The sequence below is a fragment of the Paenibacillus sp. Leaf72 genome (assembly GCF_001422685.1).
Taxonomy (GTDB): Bacteria; Bacillota; Bacilli; order Paenibacillales; family Paenibacillaceae; genus Pristimantibacillus.
Genome location: NZ_LMLV01000001.1, coordinates 230,069 through 250,507 on the forward strand (window position 1 = coordinate 230,069; position 20,439 = coordinate 250,507).

Annotated in this window: 20 protein-coding genes; 10 read left to right on the forward strand and 10 right to left on the reverse strand. The window is 51.0% G+C overall.

All coding sequences use genetic code 11. From position 1 onward, the window contains the following. Window positions 1–10 precede the first annotated feature (10 nt). The 3 genes from ASF12_RS00935 to ASF12_RS00945 all read right to left on the reverse strand — a co-directional run bounded on the left by ASF12_RS00935 (window position 11) and on the right by ASF12_RS00945 (window position 4,876). On the reverse strand, window positions 11–1,324 hold the full coding sequence (locus tag ASF12_RS00935) for a hypothetical protein (RefSeq protein ID WP_056028522.1): 1,314 nt from the start codon (window positions 1,322–1,324) through the stop codon (window positions 11–13). Window positions 1,325–1,421: 97 nt separating this feature from the next. Beyond that, complete coding sequence (locus ASF12_RS00940; protein WP_056028525.1) at window positions 1,422–3,680, reverse strand: nitric-oxide reductase large subunit; 2,259 nt, start codon at window positions 3,678–3,680, stop codon at window positions 1,422–1,424. 26 nt (window positions 3,681–3,706) lie between these two features. Next, on the reverse strand, window positions 3,707–4,876 hold the full coding sequence (locus tag ASF12_RS00945; protein ID WP_056028528.1) for a TIGR04053 family radical SAM/SPASM domain-containing protein: 1,170 nt from the start codon (window positions 4,874–4,876) through the stop codon (window positions 3,707–3,709). Between the two features lie 181 nt (window positions 4,877–5,057). Here ASF12_RS00945 and ASF12_RS00950 point away from each other — a divergent pair, with 181 nt between their 5' ends. Further along, complete coding sequence (locus tag ASF12_RS00950; RefSeq protein ID WP_442952508.1) at window positions 5,058–6,023, forward strand: multicopper oxidase domain-containing protein; 966 nt, start codon at window positions 5,058–5,060, stop codon at window positions 6,021–6,023. On the opposite strand, the gene ASF12_RS00955 is transcribed toward ASF12_RS00950, so the two are convergent. Then, window positions 6,020–6,379 carry a prenylated flavin chaperone LpdD gene (locus ASF12_RS00955; protein WP_056028534.1) on the reverse strand — a complete coding sequence of 120 codons (360 nt, stop codon included), beginning with the start codon at window positions 6,377–6,379 and terminating at the stop codon, window positions 6,020–6,022. The genes ASF12_RS00950 and ASF12_RS00955 overlap by 4 nt on opposite strands. Before the next feature lie 244 nt (window positions 6,380–6,623). Here ASF12_RS00955 and ASF12_RS00960 point away from each other — a divergent pair, with 244 nt between their 5' ends. Genes ASF12_RS00960 through ASF12_RS00980 form a run of 5 tightly spaced genes read left to right on the forward strand, consistent with a single transcriptional unit; the run spans window position 6,624 to window position 9,411 of the window. Beyond that, window positions 6,624–6,863 carry a DUF2249 domain-containing protein gene (locus tag ASF12_RS00960; RefSeq protein WP_056028537.1) on the forward strand — a complete coding sequence of 80 codons (240 nt, stop codon included), beginning with the start codon at window positions 6,624–6,626 and terminating at the stop codon, window positions 6,861–6,863. A 43-nt stretch (window positions 6,864–6,906) separates the two neighbouring features. Then, entirely contained in the window at window positions 6,907–7,227 is a 321-nt protein-coding gene (locus ASF12_RS00965) for a hypothetical protein (RefSeq protein ID WP_046233434.1), read from the forward strand. Window positions 7,228–7,249: 22 nt separating this feature from the next. Next, the gene (locus ASF12_RS00970; RefSeq protein ID WP_056028540.1) at window positions 7,250–7,828 is read left to right on the forward strand and encodes a DUF2249 domain-containing protein; all 579 of its coding nucleotides are present in this window, start codon (window positions 7,250–7,252) and stop codon (window positions 7,826–7,828) included. A 13-nt stretch (window positions 7,829–7,841) separates the two neighbouring features. Beyond that, window positions 7,842–9,074 carry a hypothetical protein gene (locus ASF12_RS00975; RefSeq protein ID WP_056028543.1) on the forward strand — a complete coding sequence of 411 codons (1,233 nt, stop codon included), beginning with the start codon at window positions 7,842–7,844 and terminating at the stop codon, window positions 9,072–9,074. A gap of 31 nt (window positions 9,075–9,105) precedes the next feature. Beyond that, window positions 9,106–9,411 (forward strand): metal-sulfur cluster assembly factor, encoded by a 306-nt coding sequence (locus ASF12_RS00980; protein ID WP_056028546.1) that lies wholly within the window; start codon window positions 9,106–9,108, stop codon window positions 9,409–9,411. A gap of 347 nt (window positions 9,412–9,758) precedes the next feature. On the opposite strand, the gene mobB is transcribed toward ASF12_RS00980, so the two are convergent. Continuing rightward, a complete protein-coding gene (gene mobB / locus ASF12_RS00985) occupies window positions 9,759–10,271 on the reverse strand; it encodes a molybdopterin-guanine dinucleotide biosynthesis protein B (RefSeq protein ID WP_056028548.1) in 513 nt (170 codons plus the stop codon). A gap of 118 nt (window positions 10,272–10,389) precedes the next feature. On the opposite strand from mobB, the gene ASF12_RS00990 reads away from it, so the two are divergent. Both ASF12_RS00990 and nrdD read left to right on the forward strand, forming a co-directional pair. Then, on the forward strand, window positions 10,390–11,061 hold the full coding sequence (locus ASF12_RS00990; protein WP_235533006.1) for a radical SAM protein: 672 nt from the start codon (window positions 10,390–10,392) through the stop codon (window positions 11,059–11,061). 11 nt (window positions 11,062–11,072) lie between these two features. Continuing rightward, window positions 11,073–13,043, forward strand: coding sequence for an anaerobic ribonucleoside-triphosphate reductase (gene nrdD, locus ASF12_RS00995; protein ID WP_235533007.1), 1,971 nt, complete (start codon window positions 11,073–11,075; stop codon window positions 13,041–13,043). 208 nt (window positions 13,044–13,251) lie between these two features. On the opposite strand, the gene ASF12_RS01000 is transcribed toward nrdD, so the two are convergent. Continuing rightward, window positions 13,252–14,523 (reverse strand): molybdopterin molybdotransferase MoeA, encoded by a 1,272-nt coding sequence (locus ASF12_RS01000; RefSeq protein ID WP_056028557.1) that lies wholly within the window; start codon window positions 14,521–14,523, stop codon window positions 13,252–13,254. Between the two features lie 211 nt (window positions 14,524–14,734). On the opposite strand from ASF12_RS01000, the gene ASF12_RS01005 reads away from it, so the two are divergent. After that, window positions 14,735–15,262 (forward strand): Crp/Fnr family transcriptional regulator, encoded by a 528-nt coding sequence (locus ASF12_RS01005; RefSeq protein WP_056028560.1) that lies wholly within the window; start codon window positions 14,735–14,737, stop codon window positions 15,260–15,262. On the opposite strand, the gene hmpA is transcribed toward ASF12_RS01005, so the two are convergent. The 4 genes from hmpA to ASF12_RS01025 all read right to left on the reverse strand — a co-directional run bounded on the left by hmpA (window position 15,263) and on the right by ASF12_RS01025 (window position 19,218). After that, window positions 15,263–16,519, reverse strand: a complete 1,257-nt coding sequence (gene hmpA / locus ASF12_RS01010) for an NO-inducible flavohemoprotein (protein WP_056028564.1) — start codon at window positions 16,517–16,519, stop codon at window positions 15,263–15,265. A gap of 463 nt (window positions 16,520–16,982) precedes the next feature. Further along, a complete protein-coding gene (locus tag ASF12_RS01020) occupies window positions 16,983–17,891 on the reverse strand; it encodes a glycoside hydrolase family 43 protein (RefSeq protein WP_442952484.1) in 909 nt (302 codons plus the stop codon). 16 nt (window positions 17,892–17,907) lie between these two features. Further along, window positions 17,908–18,132: a hypothetical protein gene (locus ASF12_RS35000; RefSeq protein WP_162241874.1), complete on the reverse strand. Its 225-nt coding sequence runs from the start codon at window positions 18,130–18,132 to the stop codon at window positions 17,908–17,910. A gap of 195 nt (window positions 18,133–18,327) precedes the next feature. Beyond that, window positions 18,328–19,218, reverse strand: coding sequence for a LysR family transcriptional regulator (locus ASF12_RS01025; RefSeq protein ID WP_056028574.1), 891 nt, complete (start codon window positions 19,216–19,218; stop codon window positions 18,328–18,330). 121 nt (window positions 19,219–19,339) lie between these two features. Between ASF12_RS01025 and ASF12_RS01030 the strand changes: the two genes are divergently transcribed. Beyond that, window positions 19,340–20,437, forward strand: coding sequence for a branched-chain amino acid aminotransferase (locus tag ASF12_RS01030; protein ID WP_056028576.1), 1,098 nt, complete (start codon window positions 19,340–19,342; stop codon window positions 20,435–20,437). Window positions 20,438–20,439: the final 2 nt, after the last annotated feature.

The following is a 20,439-nucleotide window of genomic DNA, read 5'->3' on the forward strand; positions in this document are numbered from 1 at the left end:
GCGGTTAGCCTTACACTTGCGCGGCCTTTCTTTTTCCCCAGAATAAGGCGATGCCCGTCACCATAATCAGGCTTGCCGCCCAGACGGCTTCCTGTACGAATACAAGCGCCCCATGCCCCGTCCAATCGAATAAGCCTTGTAAAAATAACGTCAGCTCGTTCAGCATAAAACCAGCAATAAAGCTCATATAGCCAATATACGCTATCCTCCCCCTCCCATTCAGCCAGCCCTGCTGGAGAAAAAGCGCTAGGCAGAGGCAGCTTACAAAACCGAGCAGCGTCAGATGCAAATAGCCGATGACGATGCTGCGCGACTGATAAATCGCCTCCGCCAGCTGCGGTACGATAAGGCCCAGCTCAAGCGTCGCCTTAATCGCCGCGAGCAGCAGCGCAAGCACGAGCAAACGTGCCGCCCAGCCTGTGAATACGGCGGATAAGGCGAAGCGGGCTTTGAGCAGGACGGCGCAGAAAAGCAAAATAGCCGCCCACTGAATGACGGCAGCGAGCGCTGCGGCGAGCTGGGCGGCCAGCCCTATTTTCAGCCAGAGCACCGATAATAGAAATGCAGGCGGCATTGCCAGCGCGTACATCCAAAAAAGCAGCCTGACGATTTTCACAGAATAAGTGATTTGCCGCTGTTCCATCAGCCGCAGCAGCACCGCGAACAAGCCGAGCGTAAACCAACCGTTATATTGAAAATGCAAATAAAAATAAATCGCCGCTTCATACAGCGGACTGCCCTTCAATCCATTGGCACTCAGCATGGCAAGCCCCCAGGGGCCAAGCGAGGAAATGACGAGACAAAGCAGACTGCCTTTGACGAACAGAAAGGAGAGCGGCTGTCTTGTGCTTGGATGCGAGCCTGTTCCTTGTACTTGCTGCAATTCCGAATGCACTCCTCGTTCCGGTTTTGCTCCTTCTCTTGCAATTACTGCTAAGCGTCTCCATGCCCATCCGGCGAACCAGTAGGACAGCAAAATTTGCAGCGTCGAAAAGCTGATCGATACGGCGGCATATCCTTGGATACAGAACGCAAAAAACATTCCGGCTAGTGTCAGCTGTGTTATCACCAGCATCACGCGGATTTTCTTTTCCTTGAAGACGCCCCCTGCCCTGCCACTGGCTGAGTTAAAAAAGACAGCGAGAAACAATAAAAACAGCGCCATATATCCCCAGCCGAGCAGTGCCAGATGGGAATGGGCATGCAGCAAATAATCGTAACGCAGTCCAGGCAGCGAGACATATGCCATACTGCGCATCAGCAGGCCGGTTACCGCCGTTACGAGGAAATAACCAATCGTTAGATGAATCCAGCTTTTGGGCAAGCTTTCCCCCTCCTTCGTTTAAAATGGGCCGGCAAGCAGCGATTCGCCCGCTGCTTGCCAGCAAACCAGCATTCCACTTTCCAGCATTAGCGAAAGTCTAGCTTACGTCCGACTTATAGGATCGGCCCGTCGCCAAACCGATGACAAAAATAACAATGCCTACTACACCAAGCGCAAAAATCGTATCGCCGACAGCCCTCAGCCAGACGAGATTTTGCATCGTGCGGGTATGAAGGAATTCGGCAGAGCGCGCATACCACATCCCATGCTCCATGCTCGCCAGCGTTTGGAGTATTCCTACGGGCAGCAGGCTTGCCAGACCCATCATCATCAAGCCGATATTAAACGACCAGAAGGAAAACCTCAGCAGCTTCGTCCGCCATTCCTTCTCTCCGGTGAGCCCGCGCATACAGAACAGCATAAGCCCGATTCCAAGCATGCCATAAACGCCGAACAGAGCGGTATGTGCATGAAGCGCCGTCGTATTAAGCCCCTGCATATAATATAGCGCAATGGGCGGATTGATAAGGAAGCCAAAGAGACCCGCTCCGACCAAATTCCAGAATGATACGGCGACGAAGAAAAAGATCGGCCATTTATAGCGCTTTACCCACGGTTTTGCCCGGCCATGACGCAAATTTTCATAAGCCTCAAACCCAATCAATAGCAGCGGCACAACCTCTAGCGCACTGAACGATGCGCCGAAAGCGAGCACTCCAATCGGCGTCCCGGCAAAATATAAATGATGAAACGTGCCAATAATGCCGCCCGCGAGAAAAATAACGGTCGAGAACAGCACCGTTGCCGTCGCGGTTGCCGTGCGTATAAGCCCCATGCGAGAAAACAGAAATGCGATAACGACCGCAGCGAACACCTCGAAAAAGCCCTCCACCCATAAATGAACGACCCACCAGCGCCAGTAGGTCACAATGGTCAAGTGCGCCTGAGGCCCCCACATTAAGCCCGGAATGTAAAACGTCGGAATCGCAACCGAAGCGATTAGAAACAGCGTCAGCAGATGGCGGCTTTCCCCCTTCTTCTTCAGAGCCGGCCAGATTGCCCGCGCCATGAGGAAAAACCAAATAAATAAGCCGGCCGTCAGAAAAACTTGCCATGCCCGGCCCAAATCGACATATTCATAGCCCTGATGTCCAAAATAAAAATTATGCGTCGCGCTTGTAATATAGCCTTTGACCGCAAGCCATTCGCCCGCCATTGAACCGGCAACGATCAGCAGCAGGCAGCAAAACAGCACGTTCACCCCTAAACGCTGGAATTTGGGCTCATGCCCAGAAATCGCTGGTCCGATATATAGGCCGGTTGCGAGCCATGCGGTCGCAATCCAAAATACCGCGAGCTGCTGATGCCAGGTGCGCGTGACGCTATAAGGAAACCATTCCGCGATCGGGATGCCGTAAAAGCCATTCCCCTCCACCGCATAATGGGCGGTAATCGCGCCGAGACCTGCCTGGACGGCGATCAGCGTCGTCACTATCCAGAAATATTTCATCGTCGCCCGCATGGAAGGCGTCGATTTCACTTGCAGGAGCGGATCTTTCTCCGGTATATGCCCGCTCTCATCCTGCTCCTTGCTCCGCTGTACGGCGTAATACCAAGCAAGCGCCCCTACTCCGGCAAGCAGCAAAACCACGCTCACAATGGACCAAAGCAGCGACGCGCTGGTCGGTTCATTATCAATGAGCGGCTCGCCCGGCCAGTTATTCGTATACGTAATGTCTGAGCCTAACCGATTCGTCGAGGTTGACCAAGTCGCCCACCAGAAAAAGGCATTCAGCTTCTCGCGATCGTCCAGTGAGCCTACCGTATTGGCTGGCAGAGCGATTTGCTCGCGATACGCGGCCCATTCAGGTGCATCTCCGAATACACCTGAATAATAGTCGCCCAGTTCAGAAGCCGTCAACGCCCGCAATGAAGTAATCACAATGTCACCCGTCTCCGGATCATACGTATTCGTGCGGATTTCACGCTTGAGCGTGGCTTTAAGCTCAGCCTGCTGCTCCTCTGTCAGGTGGTCATAAGGCAGCTGGTATTTTTGCTGCGCGTTATAATCATTCATAAACACAAGCTGCCGATGCAAATAGTCGGCCGTCCAATCCGGCGCTACATAGGAGCCATGGCCCCAGATGCTGCCCAGCTCCTGACCGCCCATTCGCTGCCAGACCTGCTGGCCCTCCATAATATCGGCTTTTGTAAAAATCGCATCTCCCTGCTCCGTGACCACCCGCTCCGGAATCGGCGGCTTCTCCTGAATAATCTCTCCGCCATAATAGAGCAATACGCCAAAGGATAAAACAAATACGAGCGCCAATGCCGCCCATAGCTTTTTATAAGGCATGAACTCCCCGCCTTTACCTATTTATTTTAACTCGGTATATAAGCACAATAAGGATCACTCTCCAAATAATCGCCGGTGAGGGCATAGGCCCTCGCCCTTGAGCCGCCGCATATTTGCTTGAAGGGGCAGATTCCACATTTACCCTTTAAAAGCGATTTATCCCTCAGCTGCTTCATAATGGGCGAATGCCGGTAAATTTCCGCGAGCGGCCGCTCGCGTACGTTGCCGCATACGATTGGCAGAAAACCGCTCGGATAAACATCCCCCGTATGGCTAATAAAAACAAAGCCGTCCCCATCATTAACGCCTTTGGGAGCACGTCCCAGCATGTCGGCATGTTTGCCCATGCCCCCGCCCGCACCTGCGCTTCCGCTTCGACTACCGCTTGCGCTTGTGTCATGTTCCTCCACTTCCTCACCGGCGTGCTTTCGCTGTTCCAGCTGGTCCTGTTTTTGCTGCTTTTGCTGTTGCAAAAAAACTCTGCGATAATGCGGTGCCTCCGTCGCTTTCACCCCGTAAGGCATCATTCGCTGAGTCTGGCACAGCCACATCATCACAGCCTCATGCTGCTCCGGCGAAATCATGTCTGCCTCCATTCCGCGTCCCGTCGGTACGAGAAAAAACACGCTCCACAGGACGGCGCCCATTTCCTTCACCTTCTCGGCGATTGCAGGCAAATCACCAACATTGTAGCGCGACACGGTCGTGTTCACCTGCAGTGGAATTTGCTGCTCCTGCAAATACGCGATTCCTTTCATCGTCTGGTCAAATGAGCCCCTCGTTCCGCGAAAATGATCATGAATCGCCGCTGTCGAGCCATCCAGACTGAACGCCCAGCGCGACAATCCCGCCTCCTTCGCCTTGCAAATCGCCTCATACGTAACCTTAGGCGTAGCGCTAGGTGTCATCGAAACCGGCAGTCCCTGCTCCTCGGACGCATACTTCGCAAGCTCGAACAAGTCCTGCCGCATTAGCGGATCACCGCCTGTAAAAACAAATAACGGCCGTTCCATCGCCGCGATCTCATCAATCAGCCGCTTGCCTTCAGCAAGTGTTAGCTGACGGGGATCTGCCTTGTACTGCGCCTCCGCTCGGCAATGCAGGCATTTGAGCGCACAGGCGCGGGTCACCTCCCAAATGACGATAAATGGATTAACCTTATAATCGCGCTCCTGCTTGGTTAATGTCGTGCTCATGCTTCTCCCTCCTTTCCTTAGCAAATTAGAAACTGTCCTTATTTTAGAAAACATTCTGGAGCACAACTGTGCGTCCCGTCACATTCGCACGCGGCACCTTGCTTTATTGTTGAGGTATACCGTAGCACTTTAGGCATCTACTGGATTGAAAGGAAGGATGACCATGCTGAATGTGAGGCATATGATTATTGTGATCGCAATTCTGGGAGCAATCGCTGTTTTCTGCGCGTACATCCCTGCGGAGGAAAATGATGCGGCGGCAATCGCGGAAGCGGCGGAAACGTTGAATCAACCACCTATAGCACCGAGTATTCACCGGAAGGGAAGCACAGTGACGATTGAAATGACCGCTCAGGTAACCGACGTGGAAATTTCCAAAGGCGTCTATTACAATGCATGGACGTTCAATGGGACGGTACCCGGCCCGGTGCTGCGCGTGAACGAAGGTGACACGATTGATTTTACGCTAAAAAATATGGACCCGAATGTGCCCCATTCGATGGATTTTCACGCCGTTCATGCTGCGCCAAGCAAAAAATTCATCGATGTGATGCCGAATGAAGCGGGCCATTTCAGTTATAAAGCGGAGTCGCCAGGCGTGTTTATGTATCATTGCGGGACAAGCCCAGCGCTCGCCCATATCGCCAATGGCATGTACGGCATGATTATTGTGGCGCCTGCGGATGGTTATCCCAGCGATGCAGACATTGACCGGGAATATACGATTGTGCAAAGCGAGTGGTATAAGGAGCATGACTATCAAGCCTTTTTAAATGATGAGCCCACCTATGTCGTATTTAATGGCAATGACTTTGGACTTAAAGAGCAGCCTTTCCTTGCCAAAGTCGGAGATAAGGTGCGGTTTTATGTCAATAACGCCGGTCCCAACGAGGTCAGCTCGTTTCATATTGTAGGCACCCTGCTGGACCGGGTTTATATCGACGGCAATCCGCGAAATGTGCTGTACGGCCTGCAAACCTATTTGCTTCCGGCAAGCGGTGGTGCTGTTGTCGAGGTGACTGTAACTGAGGAAGGCGACTATCCGATTGTGACTCATCAGTTTAATGATGCCGCTAAGGGAGCTACCGCGATTTTACGCGTAACAAAAGATGGCAAGGATACGCATGAGCCAGCGATGAAGCATTAGCGCAGAAGCGCAATTTTCTGCTTCATGCCCTCTCTCGTTCGATTGACGATATTCGTAATCTCGCTGCGAGTCGGCTGCTCCAGATGAATGCCCACGACCACTGTAGCGGTTACGCCGAGAGTGCTTGCCGCCAGCATCGCCAGTTCCGCTGCCAGCTCTCCTTCCCGATGCCCTGGCAGTGTAATCGTTTCGCATTTGGGTGCAGCTAAATGAGCGCCCCATGCTGTCCAATATGCGGTAGCTGACGCTCCGATATGGGCGGCTCCCCCGGTGATGAGAAAGACTAGATCGCTGCCCATTGGCAGCACCCGAATGTCCACCTGCTGCTTGATTTGATGCTCCATTTGAGAATCCATATTCCCCTCCGGCTTGGCCGCGTGCAATTAGCGCGGCCTTTTTTATTTGTATAAGGCGAGTCTACAGCAAACCAGGCAGGATGGCTGTGACAGCCATCACCTGCAGCATCTCCGCCCTTCACGCACTTTTTCACAAAAAAACGCCCCTGCTTCACACAATGTGATGCTCGTCACAAAGCCGCCTCCCGCTTTCGATTATGCTTTAGACATAGCCAAAACCAATCTTTTCGAGGAGGAATGTTTTATGCAAGCTTTCACTGCAACTGTCAACGCTACGGAATATCCGCCGCAATTAAAGCACAAAGTTATTTTTCAAACGTTTCAGGAGCTAAAGCCTTCCGAAGCGATGCTGCTCATTAACGATCATGATCCCGTGCCGCTCCGCTTCCAATTCGAATCGATGTACAAGAACCAGTTTGATTGGGAATATATCGAGCAGGGTCCTGAACTATTTCGCGTCAAAATCGGGAAGCTTGCGCTGTAACAGCAAAAGCTTCGTAGAATAGCTTCGATAAGGAGGCAAGCACATGGCCGAAGTGACTATCGTCAATGAAAAAACGATTAAAATTGCGGTCCAGCTGGAGGATGCGCTGACCATGATCCGCGATGCCCAGACCCATATTACGGAATATGCGTTTGACATCGTCACCATGGTGGAAAAAATGCCGCAGTTCAACTATACGTATTTTTGCTTCTATGCTTACGACAGCGCCGCGCTTTTCGAGCGGATGCTGGATACGGATCCCAAGCAGTACACTTCCTTTTCACTCGATGCGCCGGATTCCTTTTTCTATGCTTTGTATGGAGGTATGACAGGACTTTACGAGGAAGCGAGGCTTTACCTTTAACGACTGGAGGAGGAGAGCAGCCATGCTAGCTAAGCAAACCCGAATTGTGGAGCTTGATGTTAGGCCTTATTTACGCCAAAAGCTGGAGCCCTTCCAGCTTATTATGGATCAGGTGAAGGAGCTGGAAACTCATGATGTGCTTGTGCTCCATGCTACCTTCAAGCCTACCCCGCTGCTTGGTTTGATGAAGGTAAAAGGCTACGCTAATAAAGTTCAGCAGGTAGGCCCTGAGCACTGGAGCGTCACTTTCGTCAACAAGAAAAATAAAAGCTTCCTGCAGGCATGGGACGCAGAGCCCGATGCGGCGATGGAGGAGGCTGTACGGGAAGAGGCAGCAGATACAGAAGCGGCAGCCTCCCCAGCTTCTTCAGAGCATTCCGGCAAAAAAATCATTCGGCTGGACAACCGCGGACTGGAGCCGCCTCAGCCGATGATTCGCACCTTGAATGCGCTGGAGAAGCTGGGCACCTGCGATGAAGTCATCATTCATAATGATAGAGTTCCCGTCTTCCTCATTGAGGAACTAAACTCGCTTGGATATGCCTTTACAATTGAAGAGCAGGAAGATGGCTCTGCACAAGTTTTCATTCAAAAAAGCTAGGAGGCCTCAGCTTATGTTGCGTCTCCCTTTTCTCTTTATCGCAACAGGCATCGCCGGGTTCACCTTGTTCCACCTCACCTCCCTGCTGTCGCTTGCCGACTGGACCCTAGATCCTGTTCGCGGGCCCACAGGATGGTTCAACATCCATCTCATCATCCTTGGCTGGGCAACGATGATTGCCATGGGCGCCGTGTATCAGCTCATTCATGTTATTTTACAATCAAAAATTTATAGCGAACGGCTCGCTTACGTCCATTACGGCTGCTTCACCGCCGGGGTATGCGGACTGCTTTACGGGTTCATTAAAGGCGAGGTTGCCTGGATTGCCGGCTTTGCGGTACTCGCTCTAATCGGTCTGCTGCTGTTCGCCTTTAATGTCACCTATACCCTATGGCGCGCCGCACAGTGGAATGCCATTACGCTCAGCACTGCTTGCGCCGTTTTGTATTTGACGCTGACGGGGCTGTCCGGCATGGGCATGGGACTGAACTTCGCCCTAAACGCCTGGAGCGGACTGCATGAACGTTTGTTCGGCGCCCATATTTGGCTCGGCACCTTAGGCTGGTTCGGGCTGCTCATTACCGGCTTCAGCTATAAAATGCTGCCGATGTTTTATTTGGCGCACAGCTTTCCCGCCCGCCTGTCCTATGTCACGCTCGGCTTATGGAATGCTGGCGTGCTGATGGGTGCTGCCTCCTTCCTGTTTGGCTGGGGCTTCTGGGCAAAATGGACTGCGCTGCTCTTTCTCGTGCTTGCGCTGCTTGCATACAATGTTCACCTTGCGCAAATTCGCAAGCATAGGCACAAGCGCCATCCGGGTGCAGGCATCGTATGGTCGGTGAACAGCTGCCGCGCTATCGCTCTGTTTGCCATCGGTGCGCTCATCTATACGGCGTTTTATCCACAGGCGTTCGAGTCTGCTGCGCTGGCAACAGCTGCGGGCTGGATTTATTTAGGCGGCTGGGTAGCTTTTATGATTTTATGCTACTTGTCCAAAATCGTCCCCTTTCTATGGTGGACGCAAAAATACGGCCCGCAGGTCGGCAAAACAGGCATACCTACCATGGCTGCTTTGCTGGGTGATAACGGCGTCAATCTTGGGCTTACCGGCATCGCTTTTTCCCTGCTGCTGCTGTTTGCGGGGCTGCTGCTTGGCCTGCCGTTTCTAGCGCTTGTAGGCGGGCTTGGCTTTTCTTTATTTTCACTCGGTTACATTTCATTAATCGCCTTGGTTTTTACACGGTAATGAACGGCACTTTGGAGAGGAGAGGAGCAGAATGGAAGAACGTACGAAGGAGCAAATATGGGAATTGCTGCGCAAGGTGCATGATCCCGAGCTGGGCGTTAATATTGTCGATCTTGGCCTCGTATACGACCTGAATTGGAAAGATGAGCATATTACAGTGGAAATGACGCTGACAACGACAGGCTGCCCGATGCATGATATGATCGCTGGCGGCGTCCGGCATGTGCTGCTGGGGGAGCTGGGCTTCACCTCCGTCGACGTTAATGTCGTCTGGGAGCCTGCATGGCAGCCTGCCATGATGTCAGAAGAGGCGAAGGAATTTTTAGGCTATTGCTAGGCGCAAGCGTAAACGGCTGCCGCCGTCCTTTGGCGGCAAAGCTACCGTTTCGCGATGAAATATAAGCCCATTATAAGGGTGATACTTATAAATGCTTATATTTCAAGCGTAAACGGCTGTCGCCGTCCTCTGGCGGCGCCGCGCGTTTCAGTCCGAGAAATAGAAGCACAGTATGGCAAAAACTTATACTTTCTTATATTTAAATAAATAGGCAAGCTGCTGATGACTCTCATCGCGGCTTGCCTATTCGTGCTGTTGTCCATTGTTCGTAGCACCACGAGCGTCTCACGGAGCGATACGAACTCTAGCGGGCATTTGCTTTAATTTACCTTTCCCCGCTTATACGCTTACGTCGGTTCCTCCAGCACGAATGCTCCCTTGCCGCGTTCCTCCCGTATCCAAGCTGCCATACCCGCGCTGTCCTCAACAGTGAATACCGGAAGCCCATCGAAACTCACCGGATACCATGATGCAACCGCAACGACCTGCTCTAATTGCATAACGAGCGCCTCATCCTCCTCCTTGCGGATCAAGACAATTTTTGGATAGCGCTCTTGTTTAAAGCCTTCGACAATGACCCAGTCCATTTCACGGAACTGCTGAAGCAGCTCATTCAGCGGCGTTGGCCTTTGCTCCATAATTGCCGTGCGATGCGGCGAGGTGATGGCGATTTTATGCGCACCCGCCTCGCGATGCTGCCATGTATCGGTACCCGGATGATCAATGTCAAAATCATGTCCGTCATGCTTAACCGTGCCGACGCGGCAACCGGCTTCGGCAAGCTGCTTGACCAGCGCTGCGGTCAGCGTCGTTTTCCCGGTATTTTTAAAGCCGACAATTTGAATAATGGAAGTTGGCAATGGTCCCTCTCCTTCTTTTTCTCACGCTGCTGTGATCCCTATCACTTCACGACTACCATATGTTGTATTACTATTAACTCCTGAAACTAAATGTAGTTATTCCAGTGGGAAGGAGAATATGATGCTGACCTTCTACCCCCGGTTCATCCGTACCTTTACAGATTTGCCCGGGCATCTCTCCCTGCTGATCCACGCCTGGAACGGCTGTAATATGCGCTGCTACGGCTGCCATAATGATGCGGAATTAATCGCGCAGAAGCCGATTCCGCACTTGTTATTAACCGCAGAGGAGACGCTTGATCGGCTGAGCGGCAGCGACGGGCTGTTCGACGCCGTGCTGTTCAGCGGGGGCGAATTTTTAATCGGCAGCGCGGCGGAGCTGGAAAGCTTCCTGCGGCGTGTACGCCTTATTTTCAGAGGGAAAATCATTATTATGACTAATGGCACGTTCCCAGGCAAACTGAAGCGTCTGCTGGAACTGGCGCTGATCGACGGCGTTCATATCGATATGAAGCTGCCCTTTCACCTGTTGGACCCTGCGGAGGATGCCGAGGTGTTCGAGGCGATTATCGGCGCCCAGCCTTCCGTCCGCTTCTGTCAGGACATCCTCGACTCCGTCGATCTCGTCATTCGCCACAACAGCAGGCTGAGCCAAGTAAGGACCGTTCGTTACCCGCTGCTGAGCGAGGAGTTTTTCGTCCAGATTGCCTCCTATGTTGAGCATTTGAAAGACAAGTATGACAGCATTGTACCTTATTCCCTGAATCCCTACCATCCACCGCAAAAATAGAACGGAGGCCGATGATGTTTAGCCAATCTACCGATATTATCCGCACGTTTACTTCCGGGTCCGAAACGAAGCAAGCCGACTATTTGAAAAGAGAGAACAGCAACTTCGTCTACTCGCTGCCGCTGCTGCGCCATAATCTGAACAATTTTGCCGAGGAGGAGTACTTGCTGAAGCATATTTTGCCGCCTGCTCTTACCGAGCTATACTGGGACGGAGTTGTGTACATTCACGACAAGCAGCTTAGCCCCTATTGCCTAAGTGTAGGCTGCAAAGATATTGCAACAAGCGGCATCCCTACACTGGCAAAAAATATGATGTCCTCGCACCCGACGAAAAAGCTGGAAACGCTGCTGCGTCATTTCAGCAATCTCGTCGTCCTGATGTCGCAGCAGGTGTCCGGCGCCGTCATGCTCTCGCAGATGACGACAGTGTCTGCCTCCTATCTCTATTATGAGGAGACGGTCAAGGGGCACATCTTTAAGGCAGAGGAGCTTCAGCAGCTGTTCCAAAGCTTGATCTGGGAAATGAACATGCCGCTGCGCGGCGGCTCGCAATCTGCCTTCACCAATATAACGCTGGAATTTGGCAAGCCTTCTGATGAAATCAAGGATGATTTTGTAGTCATTGGCGGCTCGCCGCTGGACAAGCGCTACAAGGAAATTCCATCCGCCTACTTTGACCGGATTAATGAGGCGGTGATTGCGGTGATGAAGCAGGGTACAGGCAATGGCATCCCGTTCACCTTTCCGCTCTTGACAGTGCCGATTGACGATCATTTTGACTACAGCAACCCGTTGTTTCTGGAGCTGCTGGACGGCATGTACCAATGGGGCGGCGTTTATTTCGAAAACTTCCGCAGCAAGCCGTTCGAAAGCGAGCATTATCGCCGTCTGAACCCTTATATTAAGCCGCGTGATCCAGAGGTCAGCCGCAGCCTATGCTGCCGACTGCAAATTGATTTAACGGTATTGTCACGTCTCGGAAGCGGGATTTTTGGCAGCTCCACTGGCTCTACCGGTGCCGTACAAGTTCTTAATCTAAACATGAACCGCGTCCTGATGGAATACGGCGGAAATGAAGATACGCTGCTTGCGAAAATGGGCGAGCTGCTGAACATTATGCAGGAAGGCCATATGGCCAAGCGGCAGTGGATTGAGCAAAACAAAGAGCTGTATCCGACCTTTTTCGCTTTAAACCGTGACTTGTCCAATTATTTCAATGTGTTCGCCGTTACCGGGATGCATGAGGGGCTAATCAATATCGGCTATGAGGGCGGGATGAATAATGAGGCAGGCAAGCAGCTCGCCCACCGGATTATGCAGTTTATGACAGAAACGATCAATACTTTTATCGTCCGCGATCAGGTCGCCTGCGGCATCGAATATGCACCGGGTGAAAATGCTGCCATCAAGCTGGCCCGCCATGATGTCAAATGGGCGAAAAACCATGACCGCACTATTTTTGTACAGGGCACTGGGGAAAACGTTTATTTGACCTCAGGCTGCATGCTGCCGTTCAGCGAGGATGACTTTCTGCGCCAGGTGGAGAACAGCGCCGAATTCCAGGCTTATGCGACCTCCGGCAGCATTTTGCACCATTTCCTTGAAACGAAGCTGGCTCCGGAGAGGCTGGCCGATTATTTAAGGAAAATTTTTGAGAAGCCTATTCAATATATTACGCTTACTCCGACTCTGACTAGCTGTCTCGCTTGCAGCCAGCAAATCGTCGCCGAGGACGGAAAAAACATCCACACCTGTCCCGTTTGCGGCAGCGACGATATCGCCACCTTCAGCCGCGTCATTGGTTATGTCAAAATGATTGCCCGCAAAAAGCTGGAGGTAGATGAGCAGGGCTACTATACAGGAGAATATAATTTTTGGAGCAATGCGCGGCGTTTTGACTGGAATACGCGCAAACGCATGAAGGAAGAGGCTGTTAACAGCGTTAGCACAGCCGCTGCCGTCTCTGCAGCAGACTCTTGATTTAGAAGATAGGCGCGTTAGAAACGTTAATTAGAGCTATAAAGGCTATGTAGGCTTAGAAGCTTTGCAGACTTTGCAAAAATAATAACCGTGTGTATACCTGCTCGGCAAACCACGCCTTGTGCCGATTACAGCCTCCCTTTCCCCTTTCGATTGATAGCGCTGGAAGGGGGAAAGGGAGCTTTTTCATAGCAGGTTTCCCCCTGCCTTACAACTTAGCAGCAGCAAGAGGAATGACCGTAACAAGCGTCCCCGCCTTGATGCCTGTCTTCGTAGGCGGAATGACTATCAGGCAGTTTGCATCCTTTAACGTAACCAGCGCGCTCGACATATCCATGCCCTCCTGCTTCACGTACACCAGTCCGTTGTTGAAATAACGAATGCCCCGCACATAACGGGGATAAGCATTTACCTTGTTATAATCGGCTGCAAGAAAAGCATCATGTGCTTGAACATCTGCCGCCTTGTGCTCCCCCTGCATCGCGAGCAAAACGGGACGCACCAATAATTCACAGCCGATAAAGCATGCTGCCGGATTGCCGGACAATCCAAAGAAAAGTTTGTTATTCCATACGCCAGCGCTCGTTGGGCTGCCTGGGCGCATCGCAATTTTATTAAACAGCGTTTCCCCTTCCCACAGCAGGAAAAAATCAGCGATAATATCATAATCTCCGACAGACACGCCTCCAGTTGCAATAACCATATCCACATCGCTTGCGAGCAGCTTGTACAGCATGTTTTCAGCGTTTGTATAATCATCAGCAATATGCTCCACAAAAAGCGGTTCAGCGCCGCATGCGCGCACTTGGGCCGCCAGCATATAAATGTTGCTGTTTCTGATTTTGGCGCCTTCCAGCGGATCATCAATGGACAACAGTTCGCTCCCTGTTGAAACGATGGCAACGAGCGGCTTGCGGTGCACGCGAACCTCCGCGAAGCCAAGTGCGCTCAGCAGTGCCATCTGCCCCGGTCCAATCGTCTCGCCCGCCACCAGCAGCAGCTCCTGAGCGCGCGCTTCCTCGCCGATTGGCGAAATATTCGCGCCGATCGGCACCGCTTTGCGCAGCTTGACATAAGGCCGGCCGGCTTCTGTGGCCTCCTCGGTCATTTCCAGCATGATGACGGCATCGGCACCATCTGGCACCATCCCGCCTGTCATAATCCGCGATGCTGTACCGGATGTAACCGTTTTTGTCGGCACAGTGCCGCATGGCAGCTGTTCTATGACTTCCAGCATAACAGGAAGCTGCTGCAAATCAGCCGTTCGAATCGCGTAACCATCCATGCCGGAACGGCGAAAATGCGGAATTGCTTCGCGCGCGCGAATATTCTCGGCCAAGCGATAGCCTGCTGCATCGGCCAGTGCTATTTTAACCGTACCCGATTGATGAACCCGTTCCAGCAAAGCCTGCTGCGCGTCGCCTAGCGTTACCGCTTTTCTCTGAAGTTTGCTATCGTTTGTTTCCTTGTGTATGTTCATTAGAAGCCCGTCCTTTCAAAAGCTGTTCTCGTTTATTTGAATGTACCAGTATAATGCGCCGAACCACTGTGAGATAGGTCACTAAAGAATAGCTTAGGAATGTCCAAATTGCAAAAAAAGACCAATCAGCCTGGAACTGATTGATCCCGTCTATAAAAAGCCGCTATAATTTACATATAAGAAATACAGTATGGAAAGGAAGTTGCTCTTTATGCTGCTTCATAAAGGAGAAACGCTGTTCCGCCAAGGAGAACTTGGGCCCCTCTACCATATTAAAAGCGGCATGCTCAAAATTATTCGCCTGCATGAGGATGGCAGTCCGATTCTAATGAATATTATTACCGCTGGCGAAACGATTCCCCATCATTCTCTCATCACTCAGCAGGCGTATCACGGGACAGCTGTAGCGCTGGTTACCTGCGATATTGAGGTGCTGCCATCGCAGGAGTGGTACCAAGCGCTGGAGAGCGAGCCGGAAAAATGCCGCGATATTGCGCTGCTGCTGCAAAACAAGCTGCGCATGATGCAGCAGCGCATCGATCAATTGACACAGGCCGCTCCAATTGATAAGCTCCGCAAGCTGGAGCAGTGGTTCGATCAGCATATTTCACCGGCTACCCTTTGCGATGTACTGACGCAGGATGAAATTGGTCAGCTGATCGGGCTGCGCCGCGAAACGGTCAATCGTCTTCTGCGGGCAAAGGCCGCCGAGAGCGCACTGAAAGAAGCATCCGTCTAATTAAACGGTATCGGCTGTTTCCTGCTGCTCTCCCTGCCCGTCGTTCAAGCTTTCTGCCGGGCCAAAAAACTCAAAATGAATATCGGAAACCTGAACTTCAAACACCCGCAAAGCGCGATTGATCATTTTCATAAACGGCTGCGGTCCGCAAAAATAGAAGCTGGCATCCGTCGTCGGAATAACTGTACGCAGCCATGGGAAATTGATCAGACCTTCCTTGTGGTAATCTTTAAGCGCCTTGTCATGCGCCGTCGGCTGCGTATAGCAGTAGAAGACGGACAACTGCGGATGACGGCCGGCAAGCGCCGATACCTGCTCCTTCATCGCATGCGTGTCACCATTCGTGGTCGCATGGATAAAGGTAACCGGGCGCTCTGGACTGGCTTCCAATACAGCATGCAGCATACTCATCATCGGTGTCAGCCCAACGCCGCCGCTAATGAGCACGACAGGCCGCGTATCCTCCAAATCAACGGTAAAATCGCCCGCCGGTGCTGACAAATGAACGATATCTCCCTCGCGCAAATGCTCATGCAGAGACACAGACACTTTGCCAGCAGGCCGGTCATCCTGCCCATCCTCGCGTTTGACCGAAATGCGGTAATAAGGCTTGCTTGGCGAATCCGATAAACTATATTGGCGAATATGGGTATAGGCATCATTCGGCAGTTCCCTTTTCATACTCACATATTGCCCAGCTTTAAAGCTTGCAATCGCACCGCCGTCCTCCGGAACGAGGTAGAAGGATGTAATGTTGTCGCTCTCCTGAACCTTTTTATTGACCACAAAAGCCCGGAACCCTTCCCAGCCGCCATGCTGCTGCTCCGCCTGCTTATACATCTCTTTCTCCACACCTATAAACGCATCGGCAATAAGACCATATGCTTCTGCCCACGCCTGCAAAATATCATCAGTAGCCGCATCGCCCAGCACATCCTTGATGGCAGCAAGCAAATATTTTCCGACGATCGGATAATGCTCTGGCAAAATCCCCAAGCTTCTATGCTTATGGGCAATTTGCTTCACAACTGGCAAAATAGCAGCCAAATTATCAATATGAAGAGCGGCAGCGTAAACCGCATTTGCGAGCGCCGCTTGCTGCTTGCCTTGTTTTTGATTGGCATGGTTGAAAATATGAAGCAGCTCCGGATGAGCCGCAAACATCGTCTCATAGAAACGCTTCGTAATTGTCGTGCCGTGGACTTCCAATACAGGAACGGTAGATTTAATTGTGGCAATGGTTTTCTCACTCAGCATCATCGCACTCTCCTCACGGGTCTAAGTATCCTTCAAACTTGATCTTCACCAGTATAAACAAGGAATACGTTTTTGATTGTGATTGAAATCACAATAAAAGATGCTGAATTGTGACAGTTGCCCAGGGATTAATCGACAAAAGCGAAAAACTAAGAAAAACGCCTGGCGGCAAAGCTACCGTTTCGCGGGTGAAATATAAGCCCATTATAAGGGTGAAACTGATAATAGTATTATATTTCAAAAAAATCCAGATAAAGCAAGGGCTTCAGCTGAATTTGAGCTTTTTTTCAACCTTATAGCGCCTTTTGTCACATTTGACGTCAATCATTCACGTTTTAGACAATCGTTAGACAAAGTTCTTTAAGGTTCGACTAAGGTTTTGTTTATATAATAATAACTATCAACCCCACAGTTGATCATATAACTAGGACAGGCCCACAGAGATGTGGGCCACTTTTTTTATTTAACCTTTACTCCAGATATTAAAATCAGGTCTGCCATCCTTCGACCAATGCAGCTGCTTGATGAATGTATGACGATTCGGATCATTTAGCGGGTCGCCCTCAATCTCCTTATAGGTGCGGGCATGGTACACGAATACATCCGTCTCGCCATCCTCCGCTACAGTGAAGCCGTTATGGCCCGGTCCATACTGCCCACGTTCCTCATCCGTCTTAAATACCGGCTCCGGCGATTTCGTCCATGAAGCCGCATCGAGCAGATCGCTATCCTCAGATGCCGTCAGCAAACCGACGCAATAATTAAAATCGGTAGCGCTTGCAGAATAGCTGATGAAAATGCTGCCGCCCCGTTTAATGATCGCGGGCCCCTCATTAACCAAATAGCCGATTTTTTCCCAATCGTATTCAGGGGTTGCGATCATAATCTGAGTCCCGCGAATCGTCCAAGGGTTTTCCATCGCCGCGATGTACAGGTTTGTATTTCCTTTGATCGCTGGATCATTTTGCGCCCAAACCAGATAGCGCTCTCCCTTATGCTCAAACGTCGTAGCATCCAGATTGAAGGACTCCCAGTTCATTATGATTTTGCCCTTCTCCGTCCATGCGCCCTCCAGCGGATTAGCGCTTTCATTTTCAAGCACATAGGTGCGGTGGGCAAAGCCTGCATCCGTCCGCCCCGAAGCAAAATAAATGTACCAACGGCCATTGATAAAATGAATTTCCGGGGCCCAAATTTTCTCGCTCATCTCGCCGCTTTCATGCTTGTGCCAAATTGCAGCCGGCTCCGCATCAGCAAGCCCCGCAATCGTCTGCGAGCGGCGCAGCTCGATATAATTATAATCCGGCTCTGTCGCCGTGAAATAATACCAGCCGTCTACATGCTTATAAATCCAAGGGTCTGCGCGCTGCAAGATAATCGCTTTCCCCTCATTTTGCGTGATTTGCGTTGTAATCGGCTGTAAACTCTTCGATGATTTTGTCTCCGCCGTCTTTTCTCCATTTTGCAACTGCATCATTCCAACCTTTCTCGTCAAGCTCACCCATTACGTATTTGGTCTGTGCATCGGTTATTGCTGTTTTGAGCTCATTGCCCTTCTGCACATTGGTGTCGGACAACAACGATGCGCGTAAATCAACCACAGCAAGCTCCAAATTATCCTCATAATAGCTTCTCCAGCTTGACGTTCAACTCCTTCTTTTCACCCTGCATCGCAATGTTGGTCAACATCTGCCTGAATGAGACTCCGCTTGCCATACAAAAGGTAAATGATGGCGGCTAAGATATTGAACAAACCGTCATACAATTGGAAAAGATAAAACAATTGGCCGAAGGGACGTTCATGGCGGTTATTGCTGAAACATTTGAATAAAATGACGGGCAGCATTGGACAGATAACGATTCCTGAGCCATACGATGCCGACATCCGATTGAAAATCCGTGTCCGTGATGGCCAGCATGCGAATCGTTGGCAGCGGAAAAGAAGCCATAACCGATTTAGGAAAGACGGTTACGCCGATTCCTGCTGCCACTAGCGCCATTATTATGGCGACGCTCGAGCATTCGCAGATGATTTTCGGCTCAAAGCCGTGGGCGCGGCACTCAATCATTACCTTCTCATGCATGGCCGTTGTCCGCTCTGTCTTAAGGGCAAGAAACGGCAAATCCTTAAGCTCGCTCATCTGCATCGATTGCTTTTGCGGATCTGTGCTCCACTTTGAAGGCAGCACCGCAACGAATGGGTCGGATGGCAGCGGCAATATCGAATAAGGCTGCGAATCAGAAGCTGATTCAAACGGCAGCCTGGCAACAACAAGCTCAATGCTGCGCTTTTCCAGCTGGCTGCCCAGCATATAATGATCGCCTTCCCAAATTTTGAACGTCACCTCGGGATGCTTGTCCCGAAACCGCTCAATGACAGGCGGCAGCAGCGAAATGCAGGACACGACCGAGCCAATCGGCAGTACGCCCTGAATGCCCGCATCGAGCTCGCGTACCTCCTGCATCGTTTCATTAAATTGATTAACCAAGCTTTCGGCCTTATCGCGCAGCAGCTCTCCCGCATGAGTCAGCACAAGGCTTTTGCCATTGCGGTCAAATAAAGTGACGTTCAGCTCCTGCTCCATTTGCTTTAATTGGCGGCTTAGTGGGGGCTGCTCCATATTCAACAGCTTGGCGGCGCGCGTAATTTGCCCCTCCTTGGCGATAGCCAGGAAGTATTTAAGCTGACGTATATCCATATGCATTCTCCTATACCTAAAAAGTATGATGATCCGATAAAACAGATATTATCAATATACTTCGTTAAGTGGTACGATTCAACTAAACGAATATTACGAATATATGTGGGAGGATTCTGAAATGAGCCAACCGATTGCCATTGAACTAGCAGCTACCAAAAAAACAAAGCCCCAATCCGATCAATTAGGGTTTGGAAAATATTATACCGATCATATGTTTATTATGGACTATGAAACATCGAAAGGCTGGCATAGCCCAAGAATCGTTCCTTACCAACCAATTACGCTCGACCCTGCCTCCAAGGTATTCCACTACGGACAAACGGTATTCGAAGGGTTGAAAGCGTATCGCACGGATAACGGCAGCATTTTGCTGTTCCGTCCAGAGGAAAATTTTAAACGGCTAAACCGTTCTAACGAGCGTCTGAGCATTCCGCATCTTGATGAGGAAATTGCGCTGGAAGCTTTGAAGCAGCTCATTGCTGTTGATCAGGACTGGATTCCTGATGAGGATAAAACGTCCCTTTACGTCCGTCCGTTCATAATTGCGAACGAATCATCACTTGGTGTAGCGCCTTCTCAAAACTATATGTTTATGATTATCCTTTCGCCGGTCGGCTCGTATTACGCAGAGGGTATTCATCCGGTGAAAATTTTTGTAGAATCCGAATATGTACGTGCGGTTAAAGGTGGCGTCGGCAATGCCAAGACAGCTGGCAACTATGCTGCTGGCTTGAAAGCCCAGGAAGAAGCATCAGCCAAAGGCTGCACGCAAGTATTGTGGCTGGATGGTGTTGAGCGCAAATACATCGAGGAAGTCGGCAGCATGAACGTCTTTTTCAGCATCAACGGCACGATTGTCACTCCGGCGCTGAATGGCAGCATTCTTGACGGCATTACGCGCAAATCGATTATTGAGCTGCTTAAATCGTGGAACATTCCTGTTGAGGAGCGCAAGCTGTCCATTGACGAGCTCGTGGAAGCTTATCATAATGATACGCTGGAGGAAGCTTTCGGAACAGGTACGGCAGCGGTTATTTCGCCAATTGGAGAGCTGCATTACCTTGATGAGCAGCTGCTGCTTCGCGGTGGCGAGACAGGCCCGCTGTCGCGCAAGCTGTATGAGACGTTAACAGGCATCCAAACGGGCGTCATTGCCGATCCATTCGGCTGGACCGTTGAACTGCCAAGTGCCCAATATACCGCTGGAACAAAATAAAA